The 18462-nt window shown below is 64.6% G+C and carries 14 protein-coding genes; 1 reads left to right on the plus strand and 13 read right to left on the minus strand.

Annotated elements, in window-relative coordinates; genetic code table 11:
* Positions 1-8 precede the first annotated feature (8 nt).
* From AC1DVS_RS13725 to AC1DVS_RS13750, 6 genes are all read right to left on the minus strand, one after another.
* On the minus strand, positions 9-3194 hold the full coding sequence (locus tag AC1DVS_RS13725) for an efflux RND transporter permease subunit (protein WP_478023875.1): 3186 nt from the start codon (positions 3192-3194) through the stop codon (positions 9-11).
* 186 nt (positions 3195-3380) lie between these two features.
* Positions 3381-4649, minus strand: a complete 1269-nt coding sequence (locus tag AC1DVS_RS13730; RefSeq protein WP_478023877.1) for an efflux RND transporter periplasmic adaptor subunit — start codon at positions 4647-4649, stop codon at positions 3381-3383.
* Complete coding sequence (locus tag AC1DVS_RS13735; protein WP_478023879.1) at positions 4646-5053, minus strand: hypothetical protein; 408 nt, start codon at positions 5051-5053, stop codon at positions 4646-4648. Before AC1DVS_RS13735 ends, AC1DVS_RS13730 begins: the two co-directional genes overlap by 4 nt.
* 330 nt (positions 5054-5383) lie before the next feature.
* Positions 5384-5998, minus strand: coding sequence for a TetR/AcrR family transcriptional regulator (locus AC1DVS_RS13740; protein ID WP_478023881.1), 615 nt, complete (start codon positions 5996-5998; stop codon positions 5384-5386).
* Between the two features lie 240 nt (positions 5999-6238).
* Entirely contained in the window at positions 6239-9832 is a 3594-nt protein-coding gene (locus tag AC1DVS_RS13745) for an ABC transporter permease/M1 family aminopeptidase (RefSeq protein WP_478023883.1), read from the minus strand.
* A 3-nt stretch (positions 9833-9835) separates the two neighbouring features.
* Entirely contained in the window at positions 9836-10714 is an 879-nt protein-coding gene (locus tag AC1DVS_RS13750) for an ABC transporter ATP-binding protein (protein ID WP_478023885.1), read from the minus strand.
* Between the two features lie 122 nt (positions 10715-10836).
* On the opposite strand from AC1DVS_RS13750, the gene AC1DVS_RS13755 reads away from it, so the two are divergent.
* Positions 10837-11952: a 5-methyltetrahydropteroyltriglutamate--homocysteine S-methyltransferase gene (locus AC1DVS_RS13755; RefSeq protein WP_478023887.1), complete on the plus strand. Its 1116-nt coding sequence runs from the start codon at positions 10837-10839 to the stop codon at positions 11950-11952.
* Here the strand turns inward: AC1DVS_RS13755 and AC1DVS_RS13760 are convergent.
* The 7 genes from AC1DVS_RS13760 to AC1DVS_RS13790 form a co-directional block, all read right to left on the minus strand.
* Complete coding sequence (locus tag AC1DVS_RS13760; protein WP_478023889.1) at positions 11949-12953, minus strand: aldo/keto reductase; 1005 nt, start codon at positions 12951-12953, stop codon at positions 11949-11951. The genes AC1DVS_RS13755 and AC1DVS_RS13760 overlap by 4 nt on opposite strands.
* 84 nt (positions 12954-13037) lie before the next feature.
* On the minus strand, positions 13038-13424 hold the full coding sequence (locus AC1DVS_RS13765) for a hypothetical protein (protein ID WP_478023891.1): 387 nt from the start codon (positions 13422-13424) through the stop codon (positions 13038-13040).
* A complete protein-coding gene (locus AC1DVS_RS13770; RefSeq protein ID WP_478023893.1) occupies positions 13421-14368 on the minus strand; it encodes a Gfo/Idh/MocA family oxidoreductase in 948 nt (315 codons plus the stop codon). The genes AC1DVS_RS13765 and AC1DVS_RS13770 overlap by 4 nt, the downstream gene beginning before the upstream one ends.
* On the minus strand, positions 14365-15249 hold the full coding sequence (locus AC1DVS_RS13775; protein WP_478024441.1) for an amidohydrolase family protein: 885 nt from the start codon (positions 15247-15249) through the stop codon (positions 14365-14367). The genes AC1DVS_RS13770 and AC1DVS_RS13775 overlap by 4 nt, the downstream gene beginning before the upstream one ends.
* An 18-nt stretch (positions 15250-15267) precedes the next feature.
* Positions 15268-16287, minus strand: a complete 1020-nt coding sequence (locus AC1DVS_RS13780) for an amidohydrolase family protein (protein WP_478023895.1) — start codon at positions 16285-16287, stop codon at positions 15268-15270.
* Entirely contained in the window at positions 16284-17126 is an 843-nt protein-coding gene (locus AC1DVS_RS13785) for an NAD(P)-dependent oxidoreductase (RefSeq protein ID WP_478023897.1), read from the minus strand. The genes AC1DVS_RS13780 and AC1DVS_RS13785 overlap by 4 nt, the downstream gene beginning before the upstream one ends.
* Positions 17127-17180: 54 nt before the next feature.
* Positions 17181-18380, minus strand: a complete 1200-nt coding sequence (locus AC1DVS_RS13790) for a LysR family transcriptional regulator (protein WP_478023899.1) — start codon at positions 18378-18380, stop codon at positions 17181-17183.
* Positions 18381-18462: the final 82 nt, after the last annotated feature.

The following is an 18462-nucleotide window of genomic DNA, read 5'->3' on the forward strand; positions in this document are numbered from 1 at the left end:
TCCGCTCCTTATTCGGCGGGCTGAAGGCTGGCGTCATGGGCTGCCGGGCGGCGACGGCGGAGGCTTGCGAGCCTCAGCGCTAGCGCCCGGCACACGACATAGAAGGTCGGCGTGAAGAGCAGGCCGAACGCAGTGACCCCGATCATTCCGAAGAACACCGCCGTCCCCAGCGCCTGGCGGAGCTCGGAGCCCGCGCCGGTCGCCAGCACCAGCGGCACGGTGCCGAGGATGAAGGCGAAGCTCGTCATCAGGATCGGCCGCAACCGGGTCTGCGCGGCGCGCACCGCCGCCTCGACCGGCGACAGCCCGTCCTGCTCCTCGGCCTGCTTGGCGAACTCGACCACCAGGATCGCGTTCTTCGCGGCCAGCGCAATCAGCACGACCAACCCGATCTGAGTCAGGACGTTGTTGTCCATGCCGCGCAGGTTCACGCCGGTCATCGCCGCCAGCAAGCACATCGGCACGATCAGGATGATCGCCAGCGGCAGGGTGACGCTCTCATATTGCGCCGCCAGCACCAGGAAGACGAACACCACCGCCATCAGGAAGACGATGCCCGCCGTGCTCCCCGCCAGCTTCTGCTGATAGGCGATGCCGGTCCATTCATGGGTATAACCGGCCGGCAGCACCTTATCGGCGAGCTTCTCCATCGTCACCAGCGACTGGCCCGAGGAAAATCCCGGCGCCGTATCGCCGTCCACCTCGACCGCGGGGGCGAGATTGTAGCGGACGACCCGATACGGCCCGGTCTTGTCCTGGAAGGTCGCAACCGATCCGATCGGCACCATCTGCCCCGAGTTAGACCGCGTCTTCAGATTGGCGATATCCGCAGTGGTGTTCCGGAACGGGGCATCCGCCTGGGCGGTGACATGATAGGTCCGCCCGAGCAGGTTGAAGTCGTTGACGAAGGCCGATCCGAGATAGACCTGCAGCGCCTCGAACACCCGCTCCGGCGGCACGCCGAGCATGTTCGCCTTGGTGCGGTCGACATCGGTGAACACGCGCGGCGTGGTCGTGTCGAAGAAGGTGTAGATCTGCTGCAGCCCCTTGGTCTGATTGGCCTGGCCGATCAGCCCGAAGCTCGCCTTGCCCAGGGCGTCGTAACCGCGCGCCTGCGGGTCCTGCACCATCATCCGGTAGCCGCCGGCGGAACCGATGCCCTGGATCAGCGGCGGTGGCACGATCATCAGCCGTGCCTCGTCTATGTCCGCCGTCACTTTGCGCGCCTCGCCCATGATGCTGGCAAGCGTCACGCCGAGCTTCTCGCGCTCCTCGAAGCTCTTCAGCGGGATATAGGCAGCCGCGGAATTGGGCGCGAGCGTTTGCGATGGCCCGTCAAAGCCGGCAAGCATCACCGCGCCCTTGACGCCCGCGAGCGGCAGGATGCGCGCTGCGACCTTGCGCATCGTCGCATCGGTGCGCTCGATCGAGGAACCCGGCGGCAGCTGGATCACGGTCAGGAAGTAACCCTGGTCCTGCGCCGGCACGAAGCCGGACGGAGTCCAGGCGAACACACCAGCGGTGAGCGCGATCAGGCCGGCATAGACGAACATCATCCGCCGCGGCGCCCCGACCAGCCGGCGGGTGAGCGCCGCATAGCCAAGGCTCAGCCGCTCAAAGCCCGCATTGAAGCGGTCGCCGGCACGCCGGATGAAGCGCTGGAAGCGATTGCCCGTCGACACGTCCTGATGCGGGCGCAGCAGCAAAGCGGCGAGCGCAGGCGAATGGGTCAGCGAGAGCACGAGCGAGATCACCGTCGCGGTCGAGATCGTCACCGCGAACTGGCGGTAGAAGGCGCCCGACAGGCCCGACAGGAACACCGTCGGCACGAACACGGCGCAAAGCACCAGCACGATCGCGACCAGCGCGCCCGACACCTCGTCCATCGAGGTCTTGGCCGCCTGCAAGGGGGACAGCCCCCGTTCGAGGTTGCGCTCGACATTCTCGACCACGACGATCGCGTCATCGACCACCACGCCGATCGCCAGCACCAGCCCGAACAAAGACAGGTTGTTGAGCGAATAGCCAAAGGCAGCAAGCACCGCGAAAGTGCCGATCAGCGAGACCGGGATCGCGACCACCGGGATGATTGCCGCCCGCCATTTCTGCAGGAAGACGAGGATGACGAGCACCACGAGGATCATCGCCTCGAGCAGGGTGTGCTTCACTGCGTCGATCGACTGGGCGATGAACTCGGTCGGGTTATAGATCACCCGATATTCGAGGCCCTTGGGGAAGTGCGCCGACATCGCCTTCATCTCGGCGGACACGGCATTGGCGGCGGCGAGCGCATTCGAGCCGGGGCGCTGGAACACAGCGAGGATCACGGTCGGCTGGCCGCTGATATAGGTGTTGGTGCCATAATCCTGCGCACCAAGTTCGACCCGGGCGACGTCCGACACCTTGACCTGACGGCCATCGGGGTCGGTCCGGATCACCACATCGGCGAACTGCTTGGGGTCGGTCAGCCGGCCCTGAGTCTCCACATTGAGCTGGAAAGCATTGCCCGACGAATAAGGCGGCTGGCCGAGCGTACCCGCCGCGACCTGCACATTCTGCGCCTTGAGCGCAGCGACGATCTCGCCAGCAGTCAGGTCGAGTGCGGCGGCACGGCCGGGATCGATCCACACCCGCATCGCATAGTCGCGCGATCCGAACAGCTGCACATCGCCAACGCCGTCGATCCGGCTCAGCCGGTCGCGGACCTGGGTCAGCGCGTAGTTCGAGACATAGCCCCGATCGAGACTGTTGTCGGGCGAGATCAGATTCACGACCATCAGGAAGTCAGGCGAGGTTTTCCGCGTGACGACACCGAGGCGCTGCACCTCTTCGGGCAGCCGCGGCACCGCGATGGCGACCCGGTTCTGAACCAGCACCTGCGCCGCATCCAGATCAGTGCCCTGCTTGAAGGTGACGGTGATGACGAGCTTGCCATCCCCGGTCGATTGCGACGACTGGTAGAGCATGTTGTCGACGCCGTTGATCTCCTGCTCGATCGGCGCGGCAACCGTCTCCGCGACCGTCTCGGCCGACGCGCCGGGATAATTGGCGGCGACCGTCACGGTCGGCGGCACGATGTCGGGATATTGCGACACCGGCAGGCTCATATAAGCGATCGCCCCGACCAGGGTGATGACGACGGCAATCACCACGGCGAAGATCGGCCGCGTGATGAAGAAGCGCGAAAGGCGCATGGATTTCGTCCTCGAAGAAGAGGTTGACCCACCACAAGGCGGGGGAGCTTTAAGACGAACACTTTCCCCATCCGTCATGCCGGACTTGTTCCGGCATCCACTGTCCCGCGAGAGCAAACCGCTCTGATTGCGCGGCCCGGTGGACCCCGGAACAAGTCCGGGGTGACGGGAGTGGGTGTGGCGCGGTCAGTTCGCGATCGTCGCCTCGCCAGCGACCGGCAGCGACACCGTAGGCGGCGGCGCCTGTACGGCGCTGGAAGCAATATGGCCCGTCTTGGGCGCAACCTTTGCGCCCGGCATTGCCATCTGCGTCCCCGCAATCACCACCCGGTCAGTCGGCTTGAGCCCGGAGCGTATGATCCGCAGCCCATCGACCACCGGCCCAAGCACGACCGGCTTGGCCGAAACCTGGTTCTGCGCATCGACTGTCAACACGATCTTGCGCGCCTGGTCGGTCTGGATCGCGCTGTCGGGGACGAGCACGGCCTGCGCCTTGCCAGCGCTGGCCAGCCGCATATTCCCGAACATGCCCGGGGTCAGGAAATAGCCCGGGTTGGGCAGCACCGCTCGGCCACGGATCGTGCCGGAGCGTTGGTCGAGCCCGTTGTCAGTGAAATCGAGCTGCCCCTTCCAGCGATGCTCGGTTTCGTCCTGCAGCCGGATCTCGACAGCGGCCGGCACCGCGCCCGGCTGACGCGCGCGCTGCGCCTTGAGGTAGAGCGCCTCGGAGCCGTCAAAGGTGAAGTAGATCGGGTCAAGCGCATTGATGGTCGTCAGCACCGTGCCTGTGGTGCCTTCGCCGCCGGCCACCTGGTTGCCCGCGTCAACCTTGCGATCCGAGATGCGGCCCGAGATCGGCGCGCGGACCCGGGTGAACTCGACATCAAGCGCCCTTGCTCGAACCCGGGCATCGGCGGCTGCCAGGGCGGCCTGCGCCGCCTGCACCTTGGCCCGAAGCGAATCCACCTCGCCGGCGGAAACCGCCTCATCTGCGATCAACCGTGTAGCGCGTCCAAGATCTGCCTGCGCCAAGGCCAAAGCGCTGCGGGCGCTCGCTGCATTGGCGCGTGCCTCGGCGAGCGCTGCGTTGAAAGGACGGGGATCGATCGTGAAGAGCAGCTGGCCCTTGTGCACGACCTCGCCGTCGCGAAAATGGATGCCGATCACCTCACCAGCGACGCGCGGGCGGATCTCGACCGAGCGGCTCGGCGCGAAGCGGCCGACATAATCGTCCCACTCGCTGACATCGCGCACCAAAGGCGCCGCGACCGTTACCGCCGGAGGGGGAGGGGCGGCGGCAACGGCCGGGGACTTCTCGGCGAGCTTGGTGCCCGCCGCCGCGATCAACGCGAGAGGAATCAGAACGAGCGCGGCGCGCTTCGTCCGCGGGAAACCGGAAAGCCTGGTTTGGACCGGCTGCGCCTCATCGGCGTCAATATGAGTGATCATGTTCATGCGGCGATCCTCGGCTTGGAATAGATCTGGGTCAGGCCGACCCGGTCGCCGGTGACGCTCGCCACCAGGGTCTCGGCCTGATCGATGGTGAAACCGGCCTCGACGAACCGGTCTATCTCGACCTGGGGCAGGGCATAGCCGCGCCGCCAGGCATAAACGGCGATTCGCCGCAGCGCCTCGAGGCGCGGATCGGCAAGGCGCGATTTGGTGCCGAAGCCGAACAGGCTGCCCAGCGCCCGCGACATGGGGCTCGGATCATCCAGCGACGCGATGCCATCGCGCCGCGAAACGGCGATCACACTCCATTCGAGCGCCGAGAAGCCGGCCTCGCCTGTCGGCTGAGTCTGCACGCCACGGCTGCGGACGGGGGCTGCGAACATATTGTCGATGTCCAGATAGGCCATGGATTTTCTCCCTGAATTCTGGCCGCAGGATTCCCTTCGCGAAAACCGGGTGGTTCGCATTGGAGCACCTGAAGGCGTGACGGTTCGGCGCGGGACGCAGATCGGGCGCCCGTTGTCGTGGTTGGCAATGATGGGGCGCGGCAGGCCTGGGCCAGTCGCGATAGTTCAGCCGGTCGCTACGATCATGGGTCGATCCCTTTTCGTACGTTCCATACCGAGCGGTATATAACTCTGTGCTGCGGCGCGTCAACCGCCTTTTGTACCGTGAGGTATATTTATTTTTATTCGGGACGCTTTCAACCCGGCGAGCGGGAAAAGCGGCCGATTACATTAGCGTGTCGGCCACAGCGCGAGGCTGGTTTCGACGAGCTGCTCCAGCTGGACGCACGTTGCTCCCGATCCCGCCTGAACCGACAGGCCCTGCATGATTGCGAACAAATAGCGAACAAGGGCGTCGGGTTCAATCGTTTTCGGCAGATCGCCTTCACTTTTCGCTCGCTCGAAACGCGCGATCAGCGCTGCCTCGGACGATGCCCGGCGCTTGACCACCTCAGCCTTGATCGATTCGGCTTCGACCCCGCAGGCATTTGCGCCGATCACGCCGAGGCAACCCTTGGGATCGCCCGGATCCATCTGCATCTGGAGCGCGCCGCGCAACAACCGCTCGGCGACGCCGCGTGCTGTGGGCGCTTCGAGTGCGGTGCTCATATAGGCAAGCTTCTCGCATTCGTAGAGGTCGAGCGCCTTGTGGAACAGGGCTTCCTTGTTGCCGAACGCAGCATAAAGGCTCGGCTTGGTGATCCCCATTTCAGCGGTCAGTTCGGTCATCGACGCGCCTTCATAGCCGCGACGCCAGAACACCCTGAGCGCGGCGGCAAGCGCCGCATCCACACAGAATTCGCGCGGCCTGCCCTTGGGCGGCGCTGGGGCGAGTGTTTGTTCCATACCGATCGGTATATAGAGACGTTTCCCGAAACGTCCAGAGGGTGCGGAACGCGGGCCGTAGGCGTATCAAAGTCCCGGTTTCATTAAAAAGCATCGTCACCCCGGACTTGTTCCGGGGTCCATCGTGCCGCGAATCAAACCGCCATTTGCGTTTGCGGCGCCATGGATGCCGGAACAAGTCCGGCATGACGGGTTACCGCAAGGAGGCGCCTTGGTGCCCAGCGCAACCAGCTCTCGCGTTTACTCCGTCGTTGCCACAACATTGTCATCGGAATTGCGGTCGATCCGCACATTATACGGATCGCCACCCGCATAAGCCGGCCGCTTGGCGGTCACCAGCTTCACGGTCTGCGTGCCACTGCGCAGCGGCAGCCGGGTCAGCAGCAACACGTCCTTCGCTTTGAAGCTGCCTTGTCCAGGCATTGCCGCGAACAGGCCGAACTCGCTCGTCTCCGCCATCTTCGCCTCGGTCTCCTTGCCCTTGCCGTCGGCATAGAGCTTGCGCGCCTCGACCGTCAGGGTCGTTTCGAAGCGGCCGTCCGCCAGCTTCCTCACCGCCGCGCTCTTCGTCTTGATGTCATAGAGCGTGATCCGCTCGAACAGATCGGTGATCAGCGCCTGCTCCTCAGCGCTAGCGCCCCTGCGGAACTCGGCGATCAGATCGAGCGAGCGCGGATAAGGCGGGCCCTTCAGGCGATAGCGCTCGAGATAGCGTTTCAGCGCCGCATTCACCCGCGCCTCGCCCAGCGCGTCCTTCAGCCGGTACATGACCAGCGAGCCCTTGCGGTAATGGATATAGTCCTGGTTCTCGACCCGGTAGAGCGGCATTTCCTCGACCACATCGCCGCCGCGACCGCGCAGATATCGGTCGAGCTCATATTTCAGGAAGCGGCGGATCTGGTCGCGCCCGTAAAGCTTCTCCATCGCCATCAGCGCCGAATATTGCGCCAGCGTCTCGGTCAGCATCGTCGCGCCCTGCATGTCGGCACCGATCGCCTGATGCGCCCAATATTGATGCGCCAGCTCGTGCGCCGCGACATAGGTGACATAATCGATCTTGTTGGGGTCGCTGAGGTCGGCGTTGAAGCCGATCCCTTCCGAATAGGGCATGGTCCCGGCAAAGGCCTGGGCGAACTGCGCGTAATCCGGGAATTCGATGATCCTCGCCTGGCGGAACTGGTAAGGCCCGAAATTGGGCTGATAATAATCCAGCCCGTGCGCGAAGGCGGCGAGCATCCGGTCGACATTCCTGGCGTGGCGCGCGTCATAATAGACGGCGAGGTCAACGCCGTTGTGCATCCTATGCTTCTCGACATAACGCGCCGACTGGACCGAGTAGAAGTTCTGGATCGGCGCGTCAGTCACGAAACGCGCGGTGCGCCGCCCGTTCGCGGTCGTGTCGCTGACCTTGTAGCCCGGCGCGATCRGCATCTGGTCGGCATCGGTAGTGACGGTGATGTCGGTCGTCACCAGATCGGTCCGGATCTGGCTGAAGCGGGTCGCGGAAAGATCCTCGAGCTTTGCAGGTCGCAGTTCGGGCGGCAGGCCGTATTTGCGCCGCTTGACCCGATCCTGCAGCAGCCCGCCCCGATCCATGCCGATCGACGGCACGATCTCGAAATTGTTCACGAAGGTGCCGTTCTCGACCACCTTGGTGTCGTTGCCGGTGTTGAGAAAGCCATGTTGGGTCCGCTCGGTAGTGAAGCCGAGTTCGGTCGTCGCACCGGGGGCAAGCGGGCTCGCGAGCCGGTAGATCCGATATTGATAGTCGGGATAATTCTTGATCAGCGCAGCGCCCGTCAGGCTGAGCGAGACAAGCTTCGTGATCCGGTCGCCGAGGCGGATATGGACGTCGCGGATCGGTGCGGGGGTGTTGTTGATCAGGGTCAGCACGCCCTTCGCGGAGAGGCCCGGCTCTTTCGGCCGCACATCGATCGCCACCCGCGCCGCCTTGACTGACGGCTGCGGCACCGTTTCGTACGGCAACAGCGCCTTCTCATAATCGGCCGAGAACCGCTCGTTGCTGACCGGCGTGCTGTACTGATTGAGGATGTGGGTGTTGTAGAAGATCCATATGCCGCTCGCGACAAAGGCCGTCAGCGCCATGCCGCCGATCACCCCGGCGGTTCCCCTCAGCCGGCTCGGCAATCGTCTGAGCCGCGGCGCCAGCCGGGTCTCGGTGCCGCGCCGCCACAAGGCATGGGCGAGCACCAACAGGATCAGCGCGAAGGCCGACCAGTAGAAGCGCAGCCACCACGAACCGATCCAGAATCGGCCAAGGCCGTTCATGTCCGACAGCGGCATCCCGGGCGTCTGGCCATAATTGTACAGCGCGTCGCCAAATCCGAGATTGCGCAGGGTCACCCGGATGATGATGAAATAAAACACCATCAGGCCCCAGCCGGCATATTTGTTGGGGCTCAGCGCCTGGATGAACACCGCGAGCACGGCGATCAACGTGAAGAAGATCGCGTTGGGCAGGATGTACCAGAGCAGATATTTGCCGAGCTCGAAGTCCGTATAGCCGTGAAGTATTTGAGTCAGCAGTCCGGCGAGAACGCTGACCACCAGGGTTGAGAACAGCACCAGCGTCACCGCGAGCGCCTTGGGCACGACATAGGCCCAGTCTGGAATCGCCGACGCGTCGATGATCTCATGGATCTTGCGGTCGCGTTCGCGCCAGACGAGCTCGCCAGCATAATATACGGCGATGATCACCGGGATGATCGTGAAACTTTGCGCGAGCAGGGTGACGATCACACGGGTGATCGGCAGCACCGGCGTACCGAACAACTGGCCGAGGTCGATCAGCCCGGTGCCGGCCAGGAAGAGGCCGAGCACCATCAGCACAAAGAAGGCCGGGCTCTTGAAGACCTGCGCCATTTCGAAACCGGTGCGTGTGCGCAGCTGAGCCCAGGCAGTCGCCTGGTCGAATCTCGGGGCGGGCAATGGGCCGGCTGGCCCGGCGGAAGCAGGGCCCTCGGCCTGTTGTTGCTGAAGCTTCAGCGCGCGCCGGCTTGCCTTGGAAGCCTTGGTCCCGAACCGGAAAGTCGCGGTCGCCACTGTCAGGATCATGGCGGAGATCGCGATGATCATTGCGCGGTTGAACAGCAGCATCCCGTCGATCGGCGGCAGCAGGGTGTTGCTATCGGCCGCCGTCCAATATTTGGTCGCATAGCCGAAGGCGCCGAATCCGAGCGGTTCGATATAAGCGCCGATCGCCTCCAGCGCTGGGTTGCGGTTGAGCACGACGGTGGCGATTGTCCACAGGATCAGAAAGCCAATCACGCCGAGATAGGTCGCCATCATCGATCGCGTGACGGTCGCCAGCGCGAAGAACAGCGCCGAGGTGAGCAGCAGATCGGGTAGCGCGATCCACAGATAAGGCGCTAGATAATAAGAGAATTTATTGGGCCCGATCAGCTCGCTGTCGACCCACCACATATGTGAGCCGATCCACACACCGATCGGAACCGCGAGGAATCCGATCGCGGCGACGGCGAACGCTCCCCAATACCGGCCCATGACGTAAGCGGTACGCGTCAGCCGCGTCGCCCTGACAATGGGGCCGAATCCGGTGTCGTCGTCACGCACGATGACATTGGCGACGAACGCGGTGGAGACGAACATGTACAACAAAATCGCTGACTGCATATCCGTCGCGATGGCAAAGGGCGCGTTCCTGTGGACGCTGGGCCCAAGGCCGACGCTGATCTGCTCGATCGTGGTCAGGCCGAATGCGAACAGGAAGAAGCCCACCACTGCCACCCAGAAGACCGGGTTGCGCAGCTGGTAACGAAGCTCGAAGCGAAAGACGCCGAGAAAAATGCCCATCGCTCAGGCCGCGCGGCGGGAGGTGTCGAGTGTCGAGAAATAGACATCCTCGAGACCGCCCGAGACAGGCTCGAAGCCTTCGCCGGGCGACGCATCCGCCATGACATGGATGATCGTCCTCCCCGCGAACAGGCGGGTCGAGATGATACGATACTCGGCGCGCGCAGCGTCAAGCGCACTCCGGTCGATCGTCTTCTGCCAAACATTTCCGCGCGTCGCCGCGATCAGGTCGAGCGGTGCGCCCTCGAGCAGGATTCGCCCCTCGGCCAGCACCGCCATCAGCGGGCAGAGATCGGCGACGTCCTCGACGATATGGGTCGACAGGATCACCACGACCTTGTCGCCGATCTCGCCGAGCAGGTTGAGGAAGCGGTTGCGCTCCTCGGGGTCGAGGCCGGCGGTCGGCTCGTCGACGATGATCAGCCTCGGATTGCCGATCAGCGCCTGGGCAATGCCGAAGCGCTGGCGCATGCCCCCGGAGAAACCGGCCAGCGCTTTCTTGCGGACATCCCAGAGATTAACCTGGTTGAGCAGCCCGTCGACCGTCGTCTTGCGGTCGCCCTTGCCGGCGATGCCCTTCAGCACGGCCATATGGTCGAGCATGTCATACGCCGAAACGCGCGGATAGACGCCGAAATCCTGCGGCAGATAGCCGAGCGTCCGCCTGAGCTTTTCGGGTTCGGCGATCACGTCGATGCCGTCGAAGTCGATCGTGCCCGATGTCGGCGTCTGCAGCGTGGCGACCGTGCGCATCAGCGTCGACTTGCCCGCGCCGTTCGGCCCCAGCAGGCCGAACATCCCGGCGGGGATGGTCAGATCGACCGCATCCAGCGCCTTTGTACCGTTGCCATAGACATGCGTGAGCTTCTCGATCTTCAGCATAGGACCCTCCGGTTGGGGCAATCTAACAGGTGTATTGTTGCTGTAAAGCAGCCGGCATGGCCTTGTCGGGAATTCGTACGTCATGCATACGAGCCGCCCAGCCCCACACCAGCGGAGTTTCCATGTCTTCCAGACCGCCTTTTCGTGCCGATCATGTCGGCAGTTTCCTGCGCCCCAAGGCCGTGCTCGATGCCCGCACCCAGTATCGCAGCGGCGAGATCGACGCGGCGGCGTTGCGCGTGGTCGAGGACGAGGCGATCCGCGGCGTCGTGAAATTCCAGGAGGATCTGGGGCTGAAGGGAATCACGGACGGTGAGTTCCGCCGCACCTATTTCCACACCGATTTCCTGCTGCAACTCGATGGCGTCGTCGAGAAGGGCGGCACCCAGGTCAATTTCCGGCACATCAGCGGCACTGAGCTCGATTACGCCCCGCCGGCGATGGTGATCGACGGCAAGGTCCGCCACGCCAAGCCGATCCAGAAGGCCGATTTCGAATTCCTGAAATCCGTCACGAGCAAGACGCCCAAGGTAACGATCCCCTCGCCGACCATGCTCCATTTCCGGGCCGGCCGCGAAGGCATCCCGATGGACGTATATCCCGAGATGGACGATTTCTTCGCTGATGTCGGCGCTGCCTATCGCCAGGAAGTCGCTGAACTCGCCGATGCCGGGTGCCGCTATCTCCAGCTCGATGACACAAACCTCGCTTATCTGTGTGACGACACCCAGCGCGAAAATGCCCGCAAGCGCGGCATGGATCCGGACGATGCGCCGCGCCTTTATGCCAGCCTGATCAACAGCGCGATCCGCGACAAACCCGAGGACATGGTCACCGCAGTCCATCTCTGCCGCGGCAATTTCCGGTCGAGCTGGGCAGCCGAGGGCGGCTATGAGCCGGTCGCCGAGGTCATGTTCAACGAGTTGGATATCGACGCCTTCTTCCTCGAATATGACGATCCCCGCTCAGGCGATTTCGCGCCGCTTCGCTTCGTCCCCAAAGGCAAGACGGTTGTGCTCGGCCTCGTCACCACCAAGCTCGGCGAACTCGAAAGCCGCGACGATATCCTGCGTCGGATCGAGGAAGCGGCGAAGTTCCTGTCGGTCGACCAGATGGCGCTGAGCCCGCAATGCGGTTTCTCCTCTACCGTCCATGGCAATGACATCCTGGTCGAGCAACAGGCAGCCAAGATGCGCCTCGTCCTCGACGTCGCGCGCGAGGTCTGGGGCGAAATCTAGGCCAGCTCTTCTCCGGCAAAGGTCTCGGTGTCGATCTGCGCCTGCATCGGCGCGGCGTAGCGCGGCCCCGCGATCGTGCCGGAGAAGATCGCCTCGACCTCAGCGATGGTCTCGTCGCTCAGCCTCAGCGCCACCGCGGCCATATTCTCCTCAAGATGGGCAATGCTGGTGGTGCCGGGGATCGGCACGATATGGTCGCCCTTCGCCAACACCCAGGCCAGCGACAATTGCGCCGGGGTGCAGCCCAGGTCGGCGGCGAGCGCATCGAACCGGGCGACCGCCGCCAGATTATGCGCCAGATTGGCCCCGACGAAGCGCGGCATGAACAGCCTGATATCGTTCGGCGCATAATTGTCGTCACGCACCCCGCCCGCCAGCATACCGCGCGCAACCGGCGAGAAGGCAACGAGGCCGATGCCAAGTTCGCGGCAGGTATCGATCACGGCGATCTCGGGGTTGCGGACGATCGGCGAATATTCGCTCTGCACCGCCGCGATCGGATGCACCGCCTGCGCGCGGCGGATCGTCGCGGCGGACATTTCGGAAAGCCCGATCGCACCGATCTTGCCCGCCTCCTTGAGCCTGACGAGCGCACCGACCGAATCCTCGATCGCGACCCGCCGGTCGAGCCGGTGCAGATAGACCAGGTCGATATGGTCGGTGCCGAGCCGCCCGAGCGACCCTTCCACTGTCCGCGCGATCTGCTCGGGCGATCCGTCGAGCGCGCGCTTGCCGTCGATCACATCGAGCACGCATTTGCTCGAAAGGGTGAATTCGGAACGGCGGTGCAGGATCGCCTTGCCGACCAGCCGCTCATTCGCGCCCATGCCGTACAAAGCCGCCGTGTCCATCAGCGACACGCCGAGATCGAGCGCGTGGTTCAGCAGGCGCGCGCCCTCCTCCTCGGATGGCGGCACGCTATAAGCATGGCTCAGATTCATGCAGCCAAGGCCAATGGCGGAGACAGTGAGGGGGCCGATCACACGGGTAGGGAATGTCATGAAGAGAGCGCCAGACCTGGAAGTTTCAGCGGTTGCCGCCTGCCCCGAAACAGGCCGCGGAGGCAAGCATTCGTGCGCCGCCGGTCACCGGCCTTTCTGGAGCTGCGCGATCGCATCGCGGGTCCAAGCGATGAATTCCTTATTGGCCTGTCGGACGCCCTTGGCGGAGGCGTGATACTGCTCGATATCCTCGCCGAGCCGTATTGCTGGCCAATTCGCCTGATGCAGCGCGGCGGCCGAGCGCATCCGCGAAAAATGGTCGCGATAGGCCTGTTTGATGGCGACATCGGCGTTCGCGAAGATCGTATCGGCAACCGTGCCGACCTGCCCGATCTGCGCGGCGAGCTTGCGGCGCAGCTGGATCATGTCGTGCTTGCGGGCGTCATCGGTTCGCGTCGCAATGCCGGCCAGCTCGGCCTGCACCGCTTCGAGGGAACTCAACTCCTTCAAAAGCAGCGCGAAATCGCTCATGGACTGTCCTCCAGCTGCTGCTCGAGCGCGTCGAGCACACGGTAACAGGGCAAAACCTGCGCGACCGAACTATTAGGTTCGCGCCCTTTACGGATCGCGTCAATGAATTCGCGATCCTGCAGCTCGATGCCGTTCATCGAGACAGCGACCTGGCTGACGTCGATCGGTTCTTCCTTGCCGGTGAACAGATCATCATAGCGCGCGATATAGGTCGCGCTGTCGCCGATATAGCGGAAGAAGGTCCCCAGCGGTCCGTCATTGTTGAAGCTGAGCGACAGCGTGCAGATCGCCCCGCTTTCCGCCTTCAGCTGGATCGACATGTCCATCGCGATCCCGAGCTCGGGATGGATCGGCCCTTCGATGGCATTGGCCTTGACGATCGGCCCTGCCTGGTACGCAAACAGGTCGACTGTATGCGCAGCATGATGCCAGAGCAGATGGTCGGTCCAGCTCCGTGCCTCGCCCTTGGCATTCATGTTGCGGCGGCGGAAGAAATAGGTCTGCACATCCATCTGCTGGATGTTGAAGTCGCCCGCCACGATCCGGTCATGGATATATTGATGGCTCGGGTTGAAGCGCCTGGTGTGGCCGACCATGCAGGTCAGCCCGGTCTCAACCGACTTGGCGAGCACCGCCTCGGCATCGGCAAGGCTGTCGGCGAGCGGGATCTCAACCTGGACATGCTTGCCCGCGTCCATGCACTGGATCGCCTGCGCAGCGTGCATCTGGGTCGGCGTGCAGAGGATCACCGCATCGAGGCCGGGCTGCTCGAGCGCCTCGGCGAGGTCGGTGCAGGCATGGGGAACGCCATATTTGTCCGCCACCGCCTGGGTCGGCTCGAGCCGGCGCCCGACCAACGAGATCACCTCGACGCCGTCGATCAGTTTCAAGCCGTCGAGATGCTTTTCCCCGAAGGCACCGGCACCGGCGAGCGCGATCTTCATTCTTCTTCCTTCCAGTAGAGCCGCATCGGATTGTCGATTAGCAGCTTGCGTTGCAGCTCGGCCGTCACCGCAATGCGCGGGATCATGTCGACCAGCCTGCCGTCGTCGGGCATATGGCCGACCATGTTGAGGTTGGGGTGCGGCCAGTCAGTGCCCCACAGCACCCGGTCCGGGAAGCGCTCGACCACGGCACGGCCAAAGGGCACGAAATCGTCATAGGTCGGCGGCCCCGATCTGGAGAGCCGCTCGGGGCACGTCACTTTCGACCAGATATTGTCCCGCTCCATCAGCCGCAGGAACTGCGCGAATTCAGGCCCGGCGGGGCTTTTGGTCACATCGGGCCGGCCCATATGATCGACCACGACGGTCGTCGGCAGCGAGGTGAAGAAGTCCCATTTCTCGGCGAGATCGGCAGCTTCGAAATAGACGACGATGTGCCAGCCAAAGGCGGCGATCTTGTCGATGATCCCGCGATAATAGGCATCGGGCTTGGGGTCGACGAGCCGCTTCACATAGTTGAAGCGTACCCCCCGCACCCCGGCCGCGTGCATCGCGGCCAACTCGTCCTCGCCGATGTCAGCCTTCACCGTAGCGACACCGCGCGCCTTGCCGCCCGAATGGACGAGCGCATCCACCATCGCACGATTGTCGGTGCCATGGCACGTCGCCTGCACCACCACATTGCGCGAAAAGCCCAGGAAATCGCGCAACGCGTAGAGCTTGTCCCTGCCCGCATCGCACGGCGTATATTTCCGCTCCGGCGCATAGGGGAAATCATCCCCTGGCCCGAACACATGGCAATGCGCGTCGACCGCACCCGGCGGCGGCGTGAAGGCGGGTTTCGACGGTGCCGGGTCGAAGCACAGCCAGTCGGCGTCCATTGTGAAGCTGCCCGCCACTTACAGCCCCCGCGCGCGCAGCTGCGCGTCGAGCCGCGGGAACACGCGCCGCGCATTGCCCTCGAAGATCGCATGGCGCTCGGCATCGCTGATCGGCAGCGCGTCGATATAGCGCTTGGTGTCGTCGAAATATTGCCCGGTCTCGGGGTCGATCCCGCGCACCGCGCCGACCATCTCCGAGCCGAACAGGATGTTCTTGGTGTCGATCACTTCGGCGAGCAGATCGATCCCCGGCTGGTGATAGACGCAGGTGTCGAAATAGACATTGTCCATCACATGCCCCGCCAGCGCCGGCTTCTTCAGCATGTCGGCAAGCCCGCGATAGCGCCCCCAATGATAGGGCACCGCCCCGCCGCCATGGGGTATGATGAACCTCAGGCTCGGGAAATCGGCGAACAGATCGCCCTCGATGAATTGCATAAAGGCAATCGTGTCGGCCGCGATGTAGAAGGCGCCGGTCGCATGCAGCCCCGGATTGCACGAGCCGGAGACATGGATCATCGCCGGCACGTCGAGCTCGACCATCTTCTCGTAAAAGGGATACCAGAAGCGGTCGGTCAGCGGCGGCGAGGTGAAATGGCCGCCGCCCGGATCGGGGTTGAGGTTGCAGCCGATGAAGCCAAGCTCGGAGACGCAGCGCTCGAGCTCCTCGATCGATCCCGCGAGGTCCGCCTTGGGCGATTGCGGCAGCATGCAGACCCCGGCGAAAATCTCGGGATAGAGATCGACGCAACGCTTGATCAGATCATTGTTCGCCCGCGCCCAGGCCCTGGAGACGCCCTCATCGCCGACATGATGCGCCATCGCCGAGGCGCGCGGGCTGAAGATCGTCATGTCCGCGCCCCGCTCCTTGAGCAGGCGGAGCTGGTTCTTCTCCAGCGTCTCGCGGATCTCGTCGTCGGAGATGACAGGGTAGGGCGGCGGCGCCTCGCCGGCCTTGAACGCAGCCTTTTGCGCGTCCCGCCAGTCGTTATGCGGGGCGGGCGCGGTCGTATAATGGCCGTGACAGTCGATGATCATGCAGCTTCGGCTTTCCTGTTCGGATCGAGCAATGCGAGTTTCGCGGCAAGGCCCTCAGGCGATGTCGCGCCGAGTGCGCCAATCTCACGCTGGCGGACCACCGTGCCCCGCGTCATCGCCGAGCCGGTGCCGAGCGCATCGAGCGTCTTCACCACTTCCTCCATCTCGGCGGCGCGGCGCAGCCCATGTTCGAGCATGCGGTCGAGATTATAATCGGCCCGCGCAGTCCAGTCGCCCGGCGACGGGCTCGCATCGAGCGAGGCGATCACCTCGCCCAGCACGCCAGCGCGGTCGGCGGCAAGGATGCATTCGGCGGTCAGCGCCTCGATGCCCTTGACCATCACGGAGCGGATCATCTTGATCGACGAAGCGCGGCCTACCGCCCCCTCGACGATCCTAACCTTGCTGAAGCCGATCGCACGCAGCACCGCGGCGCCCTCCCCGGCATGCGGCCCCGAGACGAGCAGCGGCACCCCGGTAAGAGCAGGGTGTACCGGCGCCATCACCGCGACATCGACATAGCGCCCGCCTGCAGCCTCGATCACCCGGCTCGCCGCGATCTTGGTGTCGGGCGCGACGCTGTTCATATCGAACCACAGGGCACCGGGCTCGAGACAGGCGGCGGCATCAGTCGCTGCCTTGAGCGCCTGATCCGCTGTCACAAGCGAAAGTACCGCACCGGCACCAGCGAGCGCGTCCTTGCCGGAGCCCATGGACTGCACGTTCGCCAGGGCAGGCCGGTCCGGCTTGATATCGAAAGCCGCCAGCGACGCGGAAAGACCCGGCGCAAAGGCCATCGCCGCTTCGCCAAAGCCGATCATCGCCACCCGGATTGCCATAGGTTCGGCCTAGGGCGGGGCGCCGGGCCATATCTAATCGGAAAGGCGGCGGCGCTATTCGAAATCCTGAGTCGTGATCTCGGCGGCGATTTCGGTCAGCGCTTCGAGGAACCGCGTCTGCAGCTCAGTCGGGCGCCATCCGGCCCGCGTCGTCACGCCGATCACCCGCCCGCTTGAGGCAAGAATGGGCCCCACCGTAGCCAGCACGCCGCTGTCGATCTCGAGCGCGACCTGGTCGGGCGAGAGCAACGTGAGGAAATCGCTCTCCCGCAGCACGCCCCGGATCACCATCACCGATCCGCACTCGATCGGCGCGGCTGGCGGCGCGCTATCCGCAAACAGCCCCCGCCACAGGCTGCGCACTGGTGCGCCGGCGCGTCCGACGATCCAGGGAAAGTGCAGCAACGCCTCGCGCGGCGGCATGGCGCTTCCCGCCAGCGGATGGCCCGCACGGCCGACGATCACCAGCCGGTCGTCGAGCAGCGGCGCCTGCGCGAGGTCGGGCGGCGGCGTCTCGCGCAGCGCCCCGATCATCATGTCGATCGCACCGTCGCGCAGCGGCTCGACCAGCTCGCGCCACGATCCTTCGACGATATCGAACCGCGCGCGCGGTGCCTGGGCCGCGATCCGGGCAATCGCACGCGGCAACAGCACCGCCCGGGAAAGCGGCATCGCCCCCACCGCGATCGTGCCGCTTCCGCCCGGCTCGGCCGCGACCTCGACAATGCCCGCCGCGATCTCGGCACTCGCCAGCCTGATACCGCGCGCGAGCCGCCGCCCGGCCTCGCTCAGCCCGATCCCGCGCCCGCGCCGCTCGACCAGCACCGCGCCGCACACCTGCTCCAGGTCGCGAACGGCGCGGTGGATCGCCGGTTGCGACAGGTCGGTCGCCAGCCCGGCGCCGACAAAGCTCCCGGCATCCGCGAGCGCGAGAAAGGCGCGCAACTGCGTGGCCGTCATCAGCCGGTCTGGCCGGGCAAAGCCACGTCCGCCGCCGCGCACCGCGCCTGCGAGATGCGCGAACGCAGCTTCAGCCCGCGACGCCAGCGCCCGTCCCGCCTCGGTTGGCAGCATCCCGTCGGCGCGCCGGTCGAACAAGGCCGCGCCCAATTGTCCCTCCAGCTTCGCCAACCCCTGGGTGAGCGCCGGCTGCGAGAGGCTGACCACCTCGGCCGCGGCGCTCATGCTCCCTCGTGCGACGATCGCGGAAAGCGCGCGCAAATGGCGCAGGTTGAGATCGAACGGGGCTATCATTGCGCCGACGTATAGAGAAAACTTATTGGCCGCGCGCAATTCCGAATTGCGAGCGCGCCGCCGCTACGCGCACGCACCCTGC

This window comes from Sphingomonas sp. P3_C5, assembly GCF_056402635.1.

Excerpts from the sequence above, each read along its gene's own strand:
- AC1DVS_RS13725 (WP_478023875.1), bottom strand. The coding sequence starts at position 3,194 with ATGCGCCTTTCGCGCTTCTTCATCACGCGGCCGATCTTCGCCGTGGTG.
- AC1DVS_RS13730 (WP_478023877.1), bottom strand. The coding sequence starts at position 4,649 with ATGAACATGATCACTCATATTGACGCCGATGAGGCGCAGCCGGTCCAA.
- AC1DVS_RS13735 (WP_478023879.1), bottom strand. The coding sequence starts at position 5,053 with ATGGCCTATCTGGACATCGACAATATGTTCGCAGCCCCCGTCCGCAGC.
- AC1DVS_RS13740 (WP_478023881.1), bottom strand. The coding sequence starts at position 5,998 with ATGGAACAAACACTCGCCCCAGCGCCGCCCAAGGGCAGGCCGCGCGAA.
- AC1DVS_RS13750 (WP_478023885.1), bottom strand. The coding sequence starts at position 10,714 with ATGCTGAAGATCGAGAAGCTCACGCATGTCTATGGCAACGGTACAAAG.
- AC1DVS_RS13755 (WP_478023887.1), top strand. The coding sequence starts at position 10,837 with ATGTCTTCCAGACCGCCTTTTCGTGCCGATCATGTCGGCAGTTTCCTG.
- AC1DVS_RS13760 (WP_478023889.1), bottom strand. The coding sequence starts at position 12,953 with ATGACATTCCCTACCCGTGTGATCGGCCCCCTCACTGTCTCCGCCATT.
- AC1DVS_RS13765 (WP_478023891.1), bottom strand. The coding sequence starts at position 13,424 with ATGAGCGATTTCGCGCTGCTTTTGAAGGAGTTGAGTTCCCTCGAAGCG.
- AC1DVS_RS13770 (WP_478023893.1), bottom strand. The coding sequence starts at position 14,368 with ATGAAGATCGCGCTCGCCGGTGCCGGTGCCTTCGGGGAAAAGCATCTC.
- AC1DVS_RS13775 (WP_478024441.1), bottom strand. The coding sequence starts at position 15,249 with ATGGACGCCGACTGGCTGTGCTTCGACCCGGCACCGTCGAAACCCGCC.
- AC1DVS_RS13780 (WP_478023895.1), bottom strand. The coding sequence starts at position 16,287 with ATGATCATCGACTGTCACGGCCATTATACGACCGCGCCCGCCCCGCAT.
- AC1DVS_RS13785 (WP_478023897.1), bottom strand. The coding sequence starts at position 17,126 with ATGGCAATCCGGGTGGCGATGATCGGCTTTGGCGAAGCGGCGATGGCC.
- AC1DVS_RS13790 (WP_478023899.1), bottom strand. The coding sequence starts at position 18,380 with ATGATAGCCCCGTTCGATCTCAACCTGCGCCATTTGCGCGCGCTTTCC.